At 46.8% G+C, this 15745-nt stretch carries 12 protein-coding genes; 7 read left to right on the top strand and 5 right to left on the bottom strand.

Going from position 1 to position 15745, the window contains the following annotated elements; all coding sequences use genetic code 11:
- Positions 1–42 precede the first annotated feature (42 nt).
- Positions 43–1041, bottom strand: coding sequence for a sialic acid TRAP transporter substrate-binding protein SiaP (locus DYP60_RS03945; RefSeq protein WP_117329584.1), 999 nt, complete (start codon positions 1039–1041; stop codon positions 43–45).
- Between the two features lie 279 nt (positions 1042–1320).
- Here DYP60_RS03945 and DYP60_RS03950 point away from each other — a divergent pair, with 279 nt between their 5' ends.
- Complete coding sequence (locus tag DYP60_RS03950; protein ID WP_165849490.1) at positions 1321–2451, top strand: IS30 family transposase; 1131 nt, start codon at positions 1321–1323, stop codon at positions 2449–2451.
- A gap of 110 nt (positions 2452–2561) precedes the next feature.
- Here DYP60_RS03950 and DYP60_RS03955 read toward each other — a convergent pair whose 3' ends face one another.
- Positions 2562–3014, bottom strand: a complete 453-nt coding sequence (locus DYP60_RS03955; RefSeq protein ID WP_117329586.1) for a NanQ anomerase/TabA/YiaL family protein — start codon at positions 3012–3014, stop codon at positions 2562–2564.
- 160 nt (positions 3015–3174) lie between these two features.
- On the opposite strand from DYP60_RS03955, the gene DYP60_RS03960 reads away from it, so the two are divergent.
- The 6 genes from DYP60_RS03960 to DYP60_RS03980 are packed head-to-tail and all read left to right on the top strand — an operon-like array spanning position 3175 to position 7704.
- Entirely contained in the window at positions 3175–4650 is a 1476-nt protein-coding gene (locus DYP60_RS03960; RefSeq protein ID WP_117329587.1) for a phytoene desaturase family protein, read from the top strand.
- Positions 4640–5110 carry a phytoene/squalene synthase family protein gene (locus DYP60_RS14620; protein WP_276308954.1) on the top strand — a complete coding sequence of 157 codons (471 nt, stop codon included), beginning with the start codon at positions 4640–4642 and terminating at the stop codon, positions 5108–5110. The genes DYP60_RS03960 and DYP60_RS14620 overlap by 11 nt, the downstream gene beginning before the upstream one ends.
- Positions 5083–5478 (top strand): phytoene/squalene synthase family protein, encoded by a 396-nt coding sequence (locus DYP60_RS14625; RefSeq protein WP_276308956.1) that lies wholly within the window; start codon positions 5083–5085, stop codon positions 5476–5478. The genes DYP60_RS14620 and DYP60_RS14625 overlap by 28 nt, the downstream gene beginning before the upstream one ends.
- On the top strand, positions 5466–6110 hold the full coding sequence (locus DYP60_RS03970) for a carotenoid biosynthesis protein (RefSeq protein ID WP_117329588.1): 645 nt from the start codon (positions 5466–5468) through the stop codon (positions 6108–6110). The genes DYP60_RS14625 and DYP60_RS03970 overlap by 13 nt, the downstream gene beginning before the upstream one ends.
- The gene (locus DYP60_RS03975) at positions 6107–6958 is read left to right on the top strand and encodes a polysaccharide deacetylase family protein (protein ID WP_117329589.1); all 852 of its coding nucleotides are present in this window, start codon (positions 6107–6109) and stop codon (positions 6956–6958) included. The genes DYP60_RS03970 and DYP60_RS03975 overlap by 4 nt, the downstream gene beginning before the upstream one ends.
- Positions 6955–7704: a LamG domain-containing protein gene (locus DYP60_RS03980; RefSeq protein ID WP_117329590.1), complete on the top strand. Its 750-nt coding sequence runs from the start codon at positions 6955–6957 to the stop codon at positions 7702–7704. Before DYP60_RS03975 ends, DYP60_RS03980 begins: the two co-directional genes overlap by 4 nt.
- Here the strand turns inward: DYP60_RS03980 and DYP60_RS03985 are convergent.
- The 3 genes from DYP60_RS03985 to DYP60_RS03995 are packed head-to-tail and all read right to left on the bottom strand — an operon-like array spanning position 7670 to position 15700.
- Complete coding sequence (locus tag DYP60_RS03985) at positions 7670–10519, bottom strand: glycosyltransferase family 2 protein (RefSeq protein ID WP_117329591.1); 2850 nt, start codon at positions 10517–10519, stop codon at positions 7670–7672. The genes DYP60_RS03980 and DYP60_RS03985 overlap by 35 nt on opposite strands.
- A gap of 1 nt (position 10520) precedes the next feature.
- Positions 10521–12524: an oxygen-binding di-iron domain-containing protein gene (locus tag DYP60_RS03990; protein ID WP_117329592.1), complete on the bottom strand. Its 2004-nt coding sequence runs from the start codon at positions 12522–12524 to the stop codon at positions 10521–10523.
- Complete coding sequence (locus tag DYP60_RS03995; RefSeq protein WP_117329593.1) at positions 12521–15700, bottom strand: hypothetical protein; 3180 nt, start codon at positions 15698–15700, stop codon at positions 12521–12523. The genes DYP60_RS03990 and DYP60_RS03995 overlap by 4 nt, the downstream gene beginning before the upstream one ends.
- Between the last annotated feature and the right edge of the window lie 45 nt (positions 15701–15745).

Below are 15745 nucleotides of genomic sequence, written 5' to 3' on the forward strand. Positions count from 1 at the left end.
GAAGAGACCCGGAGCACCATGCCCCGGGTCATGAGATGGTACTTAGTTTCCGGCAGCCTGAATTTTCTTGAACATGTCCATATCCCAGGAATCGGAATAGGAGCTGTCAAGATATTGTGCGAGTACATGCTCTGCAAAAGCATCAATATCAGCTTGATAGATGCTGAGGCCTTCATTCTTGAAGAACTCTACAAGTTCAGCCTCTGCCTTGAGGTTGGTGGTATCACAATACTCAATACCAGCTTTGACTCCTTCCATGACCCAACCTTTTTGTTCTTCGGTCAAGGACTGCCATTTTGCCTCGTTGATTGCAGGCCAGACAGAGTCGACCAAGTGGTTGGTGATGGTGATTGACTTGGTAACCTCGTAGAACTTTGCGTTCTTGTTGGTTGGAAGCGGGTTGTCCTGGCCATCTACGGTCTTGGTCTGAAGTGCCATGTACAATTCGCTGAAAGAAATCGGGGTCGGATTGGCACCCATTGCTTTGCCAAGGAAAATCCAAGAATCAGAGTTTGGCATTCTTAGGTTGACGCCATTGAGGTCAGAAGGGGTCTTGATTGGACGATCTTCGACCAAGTTGATCTGCCGAGTTCCCAGGTACTCTGCACCAAGGGGACGAATTCCCTGTTCTTTTGCAATGCGATTAAATACTTCCTGGCCTATCGGACCATTGAGAACACTGGTCATATGGTCGTAGGTCTTGAAGATATATCCTGCAGTGAACATACCTACCCAAGGACTACCATCAGTAAGCCATGATGCTGCGGTTGCTGTCATATCTGCCTGTCCGCTTTTCACAGCTGAGACTTCCTGTTCCTGCTTGAATAGAGAAGCAGAATCGTAGGTTAATACCTTGATCTGACCATTTGAAACACGTTCAACGGTCTCCTTAAAGACGCGCATAGCCCCAGCATGAGCATCTGTAGGAACCGCTGTCATGGTGTAGACCAATTCAACGGGCTTTTCTTCAGATGTTCCCTGGGCAAAAGCCATGGGAAGTACCAGGGCTACCAACAACAGTGCGATAATACTTTTTTTCATTGTTTCCTCCTGTGGACCGCTGTGCGGTGTAACAATGTTTCTTTCTACCTTGACGAACGCCAAGTCTTGTAAAATCTGTAAACATGTAAAGCTGTCTTACAGGTTTATCGTTACATGACTTTTCCAATCTGTCAAATAGAATTTGCAAGGAATTGTGAAAACGCGAGTAGTAATATGAAGTGTCCCACTAAAAAGAGAGAGAAAGGAGACAAAAAAATATCCCATGGGAATCGTGTTATCATTGGTTTACCACTAAATCAAGATAAACAGGGAGATACCATGGGACGTAGACAGCTTACACTGGAAAAGCACTGTAGGGGAAGTCATTTCACTTGGGGTGAAAGGCTGAAGCTCCAATATTACTATGCCGGCAGCAACGGATACAGGAAGGAACGCAGGCCTACAGTGCTGGGCAAGATATTCCAGAAGAGCAGAAAAACTATCAGCAGGGAGCTGAGGAGGGGGATGGTGGAGCATGTGCTCTCTGAAATCCCATTTTCTCGGATTGAGTACAATGCAGAGCATGCCCAGATCGATGCAGAGGAGAAGATGAAATACAAGGGACCGCTGCCCAAGTCAGGCAAACATTATACGCTTGTGCAGAAGATATCTGAACTGATCCTGGAGAAACAATACAGCCCCTATGCTGTGCTGATGAAGCTGGACGAAAAAGGCCTCTGGCCAGAAGGCTTGAGGATCTGTGAGAAGACCTTGTACAACTGGATAGAAGCTGGGGATATCCCTGGGGTAACGATCGAGGACTTGCCGAGAAAAGGCAAGATGAAGCGCAGGAAAGGCCATGGGGGCAAGAAAAAACATGCCAACGTGGAATTTGCCGCTAGGTCCATAGAGGACCGCCCCAAGGAGGTTCTCAAGCGTCTGAAGGCTGGTCACTGGGAAGGGGACACGGTGTACAGCTCGAAGAATGGGCAAAGGGAATGCCTGCTGACGCTTGTGGAACGAAAGTCAAGGATGGAGCTGATAGTCAAGATACCTGACAGGACGGCAAAGTCGGTGAAGAAGGGTCTCGACTGGATAGAGAAGCAGTTCGGCAGCCGCCTCTTCCGTAAGATTTTCCTGTCGATTACGTTCGACAATGGGGTCGAGTTCTCCGATGTCCTGGGCCTTGAGAACTCCGTGCTGACCAGGAGCAGGAGGACTGTGTTATATTTCGCTCATCCCTACTGTTCCTCGGAACGTGGAACTAACGAGAACCATAATGGAATCATAAGAAGATTCCTTCCCAAGGGTACTGATTTTGCTGATATCAAGGCTAAGAGCATAAGGAAAATACAGGACTGGATGAATACCTACCCAAGGAAGATTCTCAATGGCTCTACTCCTTTAAGAGTATTCAAAGAAGAATTCGAACTGGAAGATCTTAGCATCAAGCTATTGGAGGCATGTTAATGAAGAAGACAAAGAATCAATTAAGCGGACATTCTACTTTACAAGAAACCAAGGAATTGTGAAAATGACTATTTAGGAACAAACATCCTCAGAAAGTGAACAGCATTGAACTATACAAGAATCTTAAATACTACCTTCACCACATCGGTAACATGCCCATCGGTAAGATTGCATGCATGGCCTTCCCCTGGGAAGAACAGAGCAAAGGTAGAGGGAGTTGCATGATAGGTGATAAGCTGGGTCCCTTCTACAAAAGCAGCATCCTTTCTGGCATCATACTCGTTGGTCTCTCTTAGTGATGATGCATCTGCAATTATCATCGATTCAAACCCTGAAAGCAGAATCTGTACATCCACTTCCTTTTTATGTATTTCATACGTCAAATTTGCGGGTGTAGCTGTTCTATAGGTAAATAGATTGTAGCGAACCTTGGGATTGTCGGTTTTATAACTACCACATTCCATGGTTGGCAACTTGCCGCTTTCCAAAATATCCTGCACGGTCTGAAGGGCTGATAAACTGGGAATGTAGCGTTGTAGATTGCTGATCTGGTCAAATATCATAGGATTCTCCTTGTGCCAGCATACAAGATTGCTCAAAAAGTGAGAAGCAGGATATAGTGAGAACAGTTTAAAGCAATCTCTTATTAAGATTAGTTCTTTTTTAATAATCAACCCACATTTAATTCTTGCTTTTCTCTACCAAATCACATAGGATTTTTCCATGAATAAGAAAGCAGTAGTCATCGGTGGAGGCTTTGGTGGCCTCAGTACAGCAGCACTCCTGGCCCGTGATGGATGGATTGTCACCTTGGTCGAGAAGAATGCCCAGCTAGGGGGAAGAGCCCGATACTGGAAAAAAGATGGATTTACCTTTGACATGGGGCCTTCCTGGTACCTCATGCCTGAAGTCTTCGAACACTACTTCACCCACTTCGAGAAAAAGCGGGAAGACTACTACGATCTTAGTCCCATTGACCCGTATTATAAGGTCTATTTTGAGGGTGGGGAAACTGCTGAACTCACCCCACGTTTTGAGGAGAACCAGAAACTCTTTGAGTCATTCGAAAAGGGTGGAGGAAAAGCCTTGAAAGCCTACATGGAGCAGTCGTCCTACAAGTATGATGTGGCCATGGGGGACTTCCTCTATCGCGAGTACAAACACATCGGGCAGTTCTTCAATAGACGGTTGATGACAGAGGGATTGCGACTTGGAGTGCTGGGAAAGCTTGACACCTTTGTTTCAAACTATGTCAAAGATTATCGGGCGAAACAGATTCTCGAATATGCCATGGTGTTTCTGGGTACAGACCCAGCCCAGGCCCCTGCAATTTACTCCATCATGACCCATGTTGATCTCAATCTGGGTGTATTCTTTCCCCAGAAAGGCATGGCCGGAGTTGCAGAAGGGTTTGCCTCTCTCTGTAGGGAATTGGGTGTTGAGTTGATTACCGATGCAGAGGTGCTGAAAGTACTGACTGAAGGGAACCGAGCAGTTGGGGTTGAAACCAATAAAGGAACATTCAAGGCAGATGTGGTTGTCTCTTCTGCCGATTATCACCACAGTGATACCAATCTCCTTGAAACCAAGCATCGCACGTACTCTGACTCCTATTGGGAGAAACGGGTGGTTGCCCCATCGATGTTTATTGCCTATTTGGGAATTGGTAGGGAATTGAAAGGATTTGAACACCACAATCTCTACTTTGCAAAAGACTGGGATAAGCATTTTGATGCTATTTTCAAGAACCCTTCCTGGCCAAAAGATCCTTGTTTCTATCTCAGTTGCATCAGCAAGACAGACCCCTCTTCAGCTCCTGCTGGTTGTGAGAATGTGTTCTTGCTGGTACCAGTGGCTCCTGGCCTAGTGGATACTGAAGAGCAGCGAAACGCCTATTTTGAGCATGTAGCCGACCATGTCCAGAAAGTAACAGGAGAGGATATCAGAAAAGACCTTCTGGTAAAACGGTTGTACTCCCATCGGGACTTCATCTCTGACTACCATGCATATAAGGGAACTGCTCTTGGCCTGAGTCATACGCTGATGCAGACTGCCGTCTTCCGTCCACGCCACCAGAACAAGACTATAAAGAATCTCTATTACACTGGGCAATATACACACCCGGGGATAGGGGTGCCCATGGTGCTCATCGCCAGTGAATTGATAGCAAAGGAAATTCAGGAAACCTATGGTAGCTGACCGACATGAATATATATTTCGAAATGGGAGTACTACCTATTACTTCAGCTCCCGCTTTTTCCCTCCTCAGGTACGGAGGGACGTATATGCGCTCTACGGTTTTGTTCGTGTAGCTGATAACCTGGTGGATTACCAGCCGGTTGACCCCCATCAGTTTCATGACTTTCGCTCTCTGTATGCACATTCGTTCAGTAGTGGGAAATCCAGTGGTGATGAAGTCATTGATGCATTTATTGAGTTGCAGAAACGGAAGCACTTCGATCCGGCGTGGACTGAAGCCTTCCTTGATTCCATGGAACATGACCTAAGCAAATCAACCTTTGAGACAATTGAGGATGTACTGACCTATATCTATGGTTCAGCAGAGGTCATTGGCCTGTTCATATGGCACGAATCATGGATTTGGATGAAGCTTCCTTTCCTTATGCAGCCATGCTTGGCCGAGCGATGCAATATATAAACTTCATTCGTGATATTGCAGAGGACAATGGACTGGGAAGACGCTACCTGCCCTTATTGGACACTCCACTGGAGGCTCTGAGCGAAAAGGAAGCTAAAAAGAATCCGGAAGCTTTCTCTGCCTTTATCAGAAGAGAAATTGAGCGTTATCAGGGGTGGCAGAAGGAAGCAGCGAAAGGATATTCCTATATTCCTCGCCGCTATAGGATTCCTATCATGACTGCGACAGATATGTACTGCTGGACAGCAAGCCAGATTGCCAAGGACCCGTTTATTGTCTTCGAGAGTCAGGTCAAGCCGCCAAAATTCAGAATTTTACGAAAGGGAGTTGCCCATTTATTAGGAGTAGCCCTGTCATGTTCAATCTAAAAAAGGAAGAATATCTGATCATCTATCTCCTGGTTATCTTCTATCTTGTGGGGACAATTGCCCACATCATCGATGCCACGCTTCCCCTTATGCTGCTTTTGACCCCGTACTCAATCCTCTTAACCTCTTTCACTGGGTTTTTCTTTGATGTACGAGAGGAGAACAAGCGCCTGTTACTGTGGTCTTTAATCACCTTCCAAATTACATTGTTCCTTGAGATTGTTGGGGTGGCCACCTCGCTTGTCTTTGGTGCTTATACCTATGGGGACACCCTTGGCGTGAAGCTGCTGGGAGTTCCTCTGCTTATTGGGATAAACTGGACCATCATCATCCTAGGAATTGCAGATGTCGTGAGACAGAAAGTCACCAACAATGCTCTTGCTGCACTGATAACTGCCTCCCTAACCGTCTTGTTTGACTATGTCATGGAACCAGTAGCCATTGCATTCGACTACTGGAATTGGACAGCCGGCTCCATTCCCCAGCAGAACTATATTGATTGGTTCGCAATAGCATTCCTCTTCTCCTATCTGTTTTTCAGGAATAACTTGCACAGTGCGAACAAGGTACCTACAATCATAGTCATGATACAGTTTTTATTTTTTCTTTCTCTACAGGTATTTGCAATATGAGAATAAAACTTGTGGGCGTTATTGTCCTTGTCTTCAGTATGGCCTCCCTGGTTGCAGAGCCGCAGCAGGAGCCTTCCTATGCACCCAGTATTCGCTATTGGACTGATACTCAAGGCTCTCCTCTAGCTTCAGAACACACTATCCCGCTTCGCTCGGACCCGAAGCTTCTGGTCTTGCTCTACCATAATGTGGTCTTTGGCCGCACCGGGAATGTCTACAACCGTGATTTGTACAATTTTGAGAATGACCTATCGTTCGTGAAGCGAAACTTTATGATAACAAACTTCAAGCAGTTGCTTACCAGCTCAGATGATTCAAGGACAGACCAAGCCATCATCACCTTTGATGACGGTGACCTCTCCTTATATGCAATCGTATTCCCTCTGTTCAAGGCCTACGAATTGGAAGCTACCATCTTCTTGGTTCCCTCGTTTATCGGGAAGGTAGGCTACATGAGCTGGGATCAGGTGAGTGAGATGAGTGACTACCGAACTGCAGATGGAAAGAAACTTTTTTATTTTGAATCACATTCACAGACCCATCGTAGGATGGGAGATCTCAGTGAAGAAGAAATCATTTGGGAGCTGCAACAATCAAAACAGACTATCGAAGAAAAAGTAGGGGAGCCTGTTACCATCTTGGCGCTCCCCTTCGGCAGCGGTGCGGGTGACGAACGTATCATTAGTGTAGCCTATGATCTTGGGTACCAGGCAATCAGAACATCAAAACCTGAAACCCATATCCTTACCAAGCTAAATCCTTGGATGATAGGGACCATGAATGTTGAGAACTACAGCAGTGATGTATTGGTCCAGAAGGTGCTTGCACTGATGGGAAAACGGAAATGAAAAAACAGCTATCTGTCCTCTTGCTTAGTTTTCTCTTCGTCTCTTGTGTGCTTTTTGCTGAGGAAACTACCTTGATAAAGGTAAAACCAAGAGAGCTTGCATTCGGAGGATTGCATTGGAGAACCAAGAGTAGTATCACACCTACTAGTCCCGGGCCCAACTATTTCAATGCTGATCCCTCTGCCATATGGGTAGATGACTGGGGTCTGCATCTTACGCTTAAACAACATGGTGAGAAATGGTGGGCTACTGAAATATATACCCGGGAGAGAGTGGGGTATGGAACCTACACCTTTACCGTGGAAACAAACGCCGCTGCCTTTGATCCTCATGTTGTTGCAGGATTCTTTACGTGGGACACAGCTCCAGATGAGTACAATAGGGAGATCGACATCGAGTTTGCTGCCTGGGGGTCGCCAGACGGGACCAAGTTTCAGTATGTCGTCCAGCCTTATACGGATCCTGAAAGAATTGAGGTGTTTGATCCTGAACTCAACGGGAATCTCACTACTCATCGTATTATCTGGACCCCACAGGATGTCTCTTTCGCTTCCTATCATGGGGCAGTCGATCCTGATGATCCCCAGAGTGAGAATATGTTGATCAACAGATGGAGCTATCCTCAGAGTCCCAGTGAAGGAAGGGTACGATTCAGGATTAACCTATGGCTGTATCAGGGGAAAGCTCCTGTTTCTCCAGTCCATCTGGTTGTTACTTCGTTTTTGTTTGAGAAGTGGAAGCCTTGAACCCAACCCTGACCTGTGCCCCCCAACCACGGTTTTTCCGCATGGCACTGAAGTAGGCAGTAACACGCAGTAAGCTGATGGTCTGCCGTATCCCGAAGTTCTCAATAATGGCCATCGCGAACAGTCTGGAAATATCCTTCCATGAATAGAGCGGCTTATCATACTCACTGATGAACACAGCTGAAAGCGAAACGAGGATCCCAAGGCCGATAGTGGAGGTAAAGAGCATCAGGGCAATCGGAAGGTTGAGCAATCCCAGAAAAGCTCCAAGTACTACAAACAACAACCCCTGGGCTTCAATGAAAGGCCCAAGCAATTCGAAGATAAAATAATAGAGCATCCCTACCATTCCCAATCTTCCATACCGAGGATTGGCAATCATGGAGCTATGAAAAAGCATGATGTCGATCAAGCCGCGGTGCCAACGGTTTCTCTGGCGACGTAGCACCTTCCATTTTTCAGGGACCTCAGTCCAGCAATTTGCGTTACATGCATACTGGACACGATACGGTTTGTGCTTCTCACGCATATATCTGGAGAGGCGAACCACCAACTCCATATCCTCTCCCACGGTATCCTTATGAAACTTGCCGCTCTTGGTAAGATATCCACCGGTAGCAATGGTTCTCTCCCGATGGAAGATACCGAAAGCACCACTAATGATGAGCAATACATTCATGCTCGCCCAACCAACTCGGCCGGTCATAAAGGAACGGATATACTCAAGGCTCTGTAGCCTGGCCAGGAAGTTGTCTGGCAGTTGTACGTTATCCAGGGAACCCAACTCAACGGTACAGCCGTTGACCGGGCAGATGTTCCCTCCTGCAGCTATGCTCTCAACTGGGGTGTCCAGCATGACTGAAACCGCCTTCAGCAGGGCATCGGGCTCAAGAAGTGAGTCTGCATCGATGCCACAGAAGAACTCCTTGGTTGAGACATTCAAGCCAAGGTTCAGGCTATCTGCCTTACCACCGTTTACCTTATCCACCACCATGAGGTTGGGTATGCTTTTGTTCGTGTAGATTCCACGTAGAGGACGGGTGGAAAGTCTCCTAGAGACCATCTTGTCCTGTTTTTCCAGGTTGTAGTATTCGATCAAGGTTTTCAGTGTACTATCCTTCGAGCCATCGTTGACCACAATCAACTCATAATCAGGGTACTGTTGGTTCAGTAAACTGTTGGTGCTTTCAATGATGTTGCTTGCCTCATTATAAGCTGGAGCAATGATGGATATAGAAGGGAGCAACCCTTTGGTAAAGAGCATTTGACCATCTTTTGCCCTCCAGAGCCGGTTCTGGATGTTGGCTGCACGGAAAGAGACTGCCAGTACTGCGAGATAGATGATGTTGATTGTTACTGAGTAGTACACTAAGAGGTAGTTGAACCGTACCACGTACAAGTTAAGTATCTCCCGGGCAGTGAGATCAACCAGGTTTGGGAGCTCTGTAACAAGGATGAGCAATGGGAAAATCAAGAGCGTAATTACCAAGAGGAGGATGAGCATCAGTCGCTGGGGAGTTTCTTGGTGGGGGGCAGCCACCGGTCCCTTTTCACTGATAGGTTTTAGTTGGATTTTCTCAAGGATATCCGAATCAAGATACGTGATAAGCAAACCCCTTAATTTTTTTTGCCTTTTTGCACGTTGTTTGACAAGTGCAAGGATTGCCTCCTGTTTCTCATTGTCTTTAGTGGTATTGAGGTACTGTATTAAACCACTTATATGCAGTTGGTCTACCAAGGTGGAAATCAAATCGGAAAGCTGGGGTGTCAAAGGCCCCTCCTGTGATTCCAATATGTAGGAGAGCCGGTTATCCAATACTTTTGCAAGAATCTTTCGTTGCGGTACCGACTTATGTTTTACGAATCGTGTGAGTAAGAGAGAGATGAGGGAAGGATCACGTTCGCTCATTTCTGTGAGACCTTGAACCAGGTAATCATGCAATTTAGCATGGCTTGCATATACAAGCATCTCATGGATCAGTCGCTTATCCTGGAGATTTGCGTACGCTTTGATGACAAAGGGAAGTGTGTCCTGGTAATGGGGTTTCTGGAATTCAGGGACAAGCAAGCGCTTAGGAAAATGCCTGCTGAGCGCTTTAAGTGCAGTAATTCTAACCTGCTTGTTGGAGGTTTGTGCCTGTGTGGCCAGATACTCCTTGAGCACTTCCGTTGAATAGAGTAGTGCATATTCACAAATAAGGAGGCGCATCGAAGGACTTTTCCTGTCCAATCGTCTTAGGAGATAGGGTAGCAACTGGCTTTCGTAGCTCAAGAGAAGTGAGCGGTAGCGACCAGCCATCCAGAACGTGGCGCGATGCAGCTTTGTGAGCATGATGCTTATTGCCTTCCTTTCCCGTCTACGTGCCAGACCTTGGAACAGATAGAGTATGACCACCTGGTTTGTCTCTATCTTGAGTGCAGCAAGCATGGTTTCACGGATAAAGGGGTCCTTTGCTAGGTATCTGAGTTTTGCGGCAGCTTCAATTCTGCCTAGTACGGAGAAACTTTGCAGGCGTTTGCAAACTTTTCGAAGATAGGAAGTGGAGGTGAGATAATCATAAAATTCCTTTTCCACTATCTCATTAAAATGTAGTGTTGGGGAAAGTTTGTTGAAAAGCCTGAGAAGATCTTTTGGCTTGAATGTATCCAGATGGAGCGTCTCGCTCTCCAGTTGCTGAAGCAATTGCTCTTCAAGAGCGTGGTCTTTCCGTTTTCCGGATGCTCGTACCAAACGGACCACCAAGGTGGCAAGCAAGAGCACCAAATCTATGGAGAGGACTGTAACTGTCAAGATTATTGCAAGTGAGCTGGACACCTCACGCCCCCTTCTTTGCGAGTATCTCGATTAGACCAACAAGCTCATAAAGCGCAACAGGGCGGGAGAAAAAATGCACGATACCCAAGCTATGAGCTCTCTTTACACTCTGTTCTTGCTTGTTCACTGACATTAGGATAAAAGGAATCTTTCCTGCAGATGGAGTAGCAAGTAGTTGCTTCCTCAATGTGAGAGCACTGATTTTTGGAATGAGCAACTCGCAGAGAATTAGGTCAACCGGCTCTGAGAGTAATTGTTTCTTAGCTTCTAAGCCATTTGCTACGGTGAGGACACGGAATGAGCTTCTCTCCAATGTTTGTCGGATGATGTCGCGTGAAAATCCTGGGTTGTCTACGAGGAGGATGGTGAACATTGCGCTACTGCTGGAAACACTCGTTGATGTAGAGACAATTCCGCCTCCCTGTTTCTTTGCCAAGCGGGCCCTGAACAAGGTGACCTGGTTTACCAAAAGTGCCATCTGTTCAGGATCTTGGTACAATGTCCGGGGGATTTCAGAAGAGTGAAAAAGGCCCATGGAGATATTGATGGGGACGATGAATCGGTCATCTTCATGAATTGCATTTCTCAGCTTTGTGACACGGTTGAGGACTTCTTCCTTCCCAAGTGAGGAATAGAGGAGCGCGAAGGCGCTCCCTCCAATACGACAAACATGTACCTGAGGTTCAACATATCCGGTTGCTAGGTCGGCAAGCAGGCGGAGTGTTTTATCCCCTTCGGTACTCCCAAAATCGAGATTGATTCGGTCTAGATTATCGATGTTCATAACACACGAGGTAATGGCCTTTTCCTCAGTGGATATACCTGAAAGCTCTCTTTGCAACCATGCTAGATAGAACTCCTGATTGTAGAGTTTTGTAATTGGGTCACGGAGCAAGTCTTCTTCAAATTTCTTGAGTTGTGTCTGGAGGAGCTGTACTTGCCTTCTGTTCTCCTCAATTTCTGTTTGTGAGCGGAACAATACAGAATTCAGGGATTCGGGAAGTGGCAAGCCATACCTCTTGCATAGGAGTTCAACAATGCTGGAAATCGAGGTAAGATACTGTATCCCTGATTCTTGCTCGCTCAAAAAACTGAAGAATGCTTTCCAGATTGAGTCATCAGAAATGGTGCTTTTCGTAATTTTACGGAGTTTTGTATCCACGGTGAATGGGCTTTGCTTGAACACTGCCCTGATTTCTGATGCCCCATGGATGGTTATGAGACGGGTGAGAACCTGGTCGAGTAGGCTCTTGATGTCTCCCACTTCACTCAGGTTTTTTACGGGTGTCTCCAAAAAGAGTCCACAAGGTATCGTCTTGAGAGTCTTGATTGCCTCTTCAATCAATGCTTCTCGGAGAATTGAACCGTGTTGCGGACAGATCAATTCCAATGGATAGCTATCCAGAAGATCCATTGCAGATGCAAGAATGTCGTGGCTTGGCATGTAGACTTCATGGAACGCTACCATTCCATCCAGATAATTTTCGTCAGCAAAGAGGTGCCAATCAGCGGTAATCGAACCGAACAGGTCCCCACTGACCAAAACCTGTAGCTTGGGTAGATAGCTCATGATTGCACCGGGAAAGTGAAGGTAGGGGGTAAAAATAAAGCCAATATTTGCCCCGCTCTTCATGGTATACGAGAACTGATGGTAGTTAACCTGGTAGAAGGGGCTCTTGATCCCATAGTACTGGATCAACAGGGCTGCACGCTCATGGCAACAAATGACGCCTTTGAATCCAGCTCCTTCAAAGAGAGGAATGGCCATGCAGAGGTCAGGGTCTTGATGACTGCAGACAATTGCCTCCAGGTGTGAGATGGGAATCAGGCTTTTTACTTTCTCTATGACAATCTCTCCATCCAAGGCAGAGCCTGGATCGAACAGGACCCCTGTCTCACCCTCGATGTAGAGGTACGGGTTACATTGCAGGTACTTGTGGGTTTTTTCTGAACCAACCCAATAAAGGTTCCCAGCTACGGTGACAGGTTTGGAGAGGTCTATCATAGGGAGCTCCTCTTTTCATGGAAATATGTCTGGAGTATTTTATAACTTTGCTTCAATCGTTGTTGGTACACCGGTTGATTCCAAGGATTCCAAGTGAATGAAATACTTGGGATGCTGTCGGTCATTATCCCACTATCTTTTTCTATGACCAAGGTGCTGAGCCTCAAACTGTCGGTTGCTGATGTGGTTATGGTATCTCGGAGTGGATCGCTGTAATACTGTCTCTCATCATCCAATACTTGATGCGAAGAGGGGTCACTGACATTGATCCTTGTCCAAGGTATCCTCACTGTCAGTGTATTCGCTTCTTTGTACCAATGGTTCGTCGCACCAAGAAGTTCCCCATACCGCAAATGGCTTGCGTCCTCATAGTGGGGCTCGATGATTGTACCGTCTCCAAGGGCCCGCTTCCTGTTGATCAACTTGATTAGTGGAGTGAATTGCCCTTTTCTGGTGAGCCCAGGAGCGGTAGAGAAGTTGTAACGGGTATAGTTTGCTTCATCCAAGGCAAGAAGCTGAGCGTTCTGCTCTGCATTGATCAGTACTACGTATTCCATACCAAATGATGCCTCATAAGGAATATCTGGTGTGTATTTCAGCTCACCTCTATCACGGTAGATGGTGTCGATTCCAATAATCAATTGTTCTTGTTCAAGTTCAAGAGGTCTCGAGAATGTGAAGTCAAACCAGAGAAAGGAAGCGTCAGCACGCACTTCCATAGTTTCGATGAAATCTTGTGCACCATGGGCTACAGTACTCCGTCTTGGCTTTACCGCCTCATTTGCCAAGATTCCATAGTTCTGTTCCGGGTCAACTGCATTGTGCCAGAGGATCTGGCGGTCATACGGAACCATGTAGGGTTCAGTGGTCCAAGTCTTCTTAGCCCACTCATCCATCCATGCGAAGATGATACCACCGCTATACCCCTCCCTTTCCATGGTTTCAAACATGCGGATGATCATCTTTCCCTGGTCCTGTTCGCTCAATCCCCCATGGTGGTACCCATCTGGGTTGTAGTGGGCATTCCCCATACCGGTTGCAATACCGAACTCTGCAACCACTGCAGGATACCTCTGGTGTCCTTCCATGAATGCCCTAAGATACCCCCCATAGCGAAATCGGCCCTCGTCATCTTCATATGCATTGTATGAAGGGTCGTTGTTCATAAAATCTGGGTAGTTGGGATAGATGTGATAAGACCCAAAAAGCCCCGCCTTATTCTTTTCTCCCAACACCAGATGATTGATATCCACTGTAGTTCGATCATTGTACTCATCCTTTTTCACCCCAAACTCATCCCGCTCTGATTCATGGGTAAGATAGTCCAGGGTAGGCCAGTTGACGAGGGATACAGGATGTTGCCAGCCATAGGTTTCTTCCTCATAATCCAGTAGGTAGTCGCAACTCTGGGCAAGCCAGGACTCTGTGGGTGTTGCCTCTTCGGTAGTACTGATGTAGGAACCGATGAATCGATACCCTTCATGTTGATGGTCAGTCTCTTCGACTTCATGAGGTTCCAACTCACGACCGACTAAATACCCGATGACATACGAGGAAATGTCGTTCTGATAGGACCCATATGCCCTCCCTTTGCGCTCACTGATGTCTGCATTTCCATGGATTGCATCAACTACATTTCGGATTTCCTCTTCGAAGGCCTGTTGATAGGCTTCCTTCAGGTAATCATGCCCGGGAGGTTCTTCTTCCGGCCACACTTCCTGCATAAGATAGATGGGCTTGTCAGGGTGAAGCCGATTGTAGAGGGAGAACGCGTCGTAGAACTCAGGGTCCAGCAAGGTATAAATCCGTAGCGTATTGATTCCCAGTTCCCCCATCTGCACAAGATACCGATAATACAGACTCTTGTCCTTGGGGAATTCGGTAAACCATTTGCCCGGGGTAGCCGTTCCTAGGTTCATGCCATACACAAAGAAGGGCTGCCATGTTTCATTATTGTATAACAATAACTCTCTGGAAGTTGCTCTTGCGACGACCTTGGTCTGTCCTATCATGGTTGTCGATTGTGTCAAATCTGGTATCTGGAACGCCTTTCGCTCTTCTGCCTCCTGGAAGATGGAGGATAGTAAGGGAAGGTAGAACTTCCAGTAGAATATCTCATTTTCATTGGCGGTTTTTTCCATGAACCATTGCATGCCCTTCAACTTTGAGAAGCGGAGGTTCCGTCTGCTAAAGGCCCAGTTGCCACTTAGGTAATATGCCCGGTGATTCGCGGTCTTCTTCAGTTGGATGGCAGGGAACGTGTCCTCCAGCCCATAGGAGCGAAGCACGGCTTTCCCTTGTTCAGTGAGGTCGAGCGTATAGTTTGCCAGAACTTCAGTTCCTTCCAGCGGTTCGCTAATGTCAAAAATCATTTCATAAGCAACTGAACCTGAGATTCCCAGTGTCTTTGTTCCGCTTTCTGTGAACGAGAGCTGCATTTCATCAGGTCCCAACAACTGTTTACTGGGAAGCACAATCACTTCATCATGGATGTTGTAGAGGATGATCCCACTACCACTATACTCCCATGTTCCAGCATGCATCTCACGGATCCAAGAGGGGGTTTCGCCCTTACTGGAGAGGTCATGTACGTACATGCCGGTCCAGCCGGTCCAGCGGGTTCCCAGAAGCTCAAACATCTGGGCTTGTACATAGGATGGAGTGGGGGTGGCGAAGGTGTTGTACTCTGCAACGACGGTGCTGCTTTTTTCCCTGTTGAGGAATTTCCGGATTTCCAGAGCATCCTGGTCACTGGAGCCTCCCCAGATGAGGTTGTTTTCTTCCCCTGCAGCTCTACTGAATCCTTCTCCGGATTTATAGATGCCATAGGTATCGGCAATATAGAGAAGGTCGTTTGTTGGATCCAATCCAGCAAGATCTACAACCGGTTTTTCGCGATCCGGATGATATCCCAAATAACTCTCTTCTGCATCGAAGACCATGCCCCCGCTGGTGGGGTACTTATGATGATTGAGAAACCAGGAGAGCCATTCATGTTGTTGTGCCGGTTTTTCGGGTACCGTTTTATCATACACAGAGACAACCAGCGCTTTATTAGGTTGTATGAGGTGGAGGATATATGGGAGAGCAAGCAAGAGAAGCAGGAGGGCTAGTATGGTCGTAAAAACCCATGGGTTTGCTTTTCCTGGTTTTTTGCGCTTTTTTCTTGATTTCATCACTAACAGTATACGCGTAGGTATGGGGTAAACGGAAGAAAAAGT

This window comes from Sphaerochaeta halotolerans, from assembly GCF_003429665.1.
In the GTDB taxonomy this organism is placed as follows: domain Bacteria; phylum Spirochaetota; class Spirochaetia; order Sphaerochaetales; family Sphaerochaetaceae; genus Sphaerochaeta; species Sphaerochaeta halotolerans.

What these genes read in the sequence shown, in the direction of transcription:
- DYP60_RS03945 (WP_117329584.1), bottom strand. Translation starts at nt 1,041, where the DNA reads ATGAAAAAAAGTATTATCGCACTGTTGTTGGTAGCCCTGGTACTTCCC.
- DYP60_RS03950 (WP_165849490.1), top strand. Translation starts at nt 1,321, where the DNA reads ATGGGACGTAGACAGCTTACACTGGAAAAGCACTGTAGGGGAAGTCAT.
- DYP60_RS03955 (WP_117329586.1), bottom strand. Translation starts at nt 3,014, where the DNA reads ATGATATTTGACCAGATCAGCAATCTACAACGCTACATTCCCAGTTTA.
- DYP60_RS03960 (WP_117329587.1), top strand. Translation starts at nt 3,175, where the DNA reads ATGAATAAGAAAGCAGTAGTCATCGGTGGAGGCTTTGGTGGCCTCAGT.
- DYP60_RS14620 (WP_276308954.1), top strand. Translation starts at nt 4,640, where the DNA reads ATGGTAGCTGACCGACATGAATATATATTTCGAAATGGGAGTACTACC.
- DYP60_RS14625 (WP_276308956.1), top strand. Translation starts at nt 5,083, where the DNA reads ATGCTTGGCCGAGCGATGCAATATATAAACTTCATTCGTGATATTGCA.
- DYP60_RS03970 (WP_117329588.1), top strand. Translation starts at nt 5,466, where the DNA reads ATGTTCAATCTAAAAAAGGAAGAATATCTGATCATCTATCTCCTGGTT.
- DYP60_RS03975 (WP_117329589.1), top strand. Translation starts at nt 6,107, where the DNA reads ATGAGAATAAAACTTGTGGGCGTTATTGTCCTTGTCTTCAGTATGGCC.
- DYP60_RS03980 (WP_117329590.1), top strand. Translation starts at nt 6,955, where the DNA reads ATGAAAAAACAGCTATCTGTCCTCTTGCTTAGTTTTCTCTTCGTCTCT.
- DYP60_RS03990 (WP_117329592.1), bottom strand. Translation starts at nt 12,524, where the DNA reads ATGATAGACCTCTCCAAACCTGTCACCGTAGCTGGGAACCTTTATTGG.
- DYP60_RS03995 (WP_117329593.1), bottom strand. Translation starts at nt 15,700, where the DNA reads ATGAAATCAAGAAAAAAGCGCAAAAAACCAGGAAAAGCAAACCCATGG.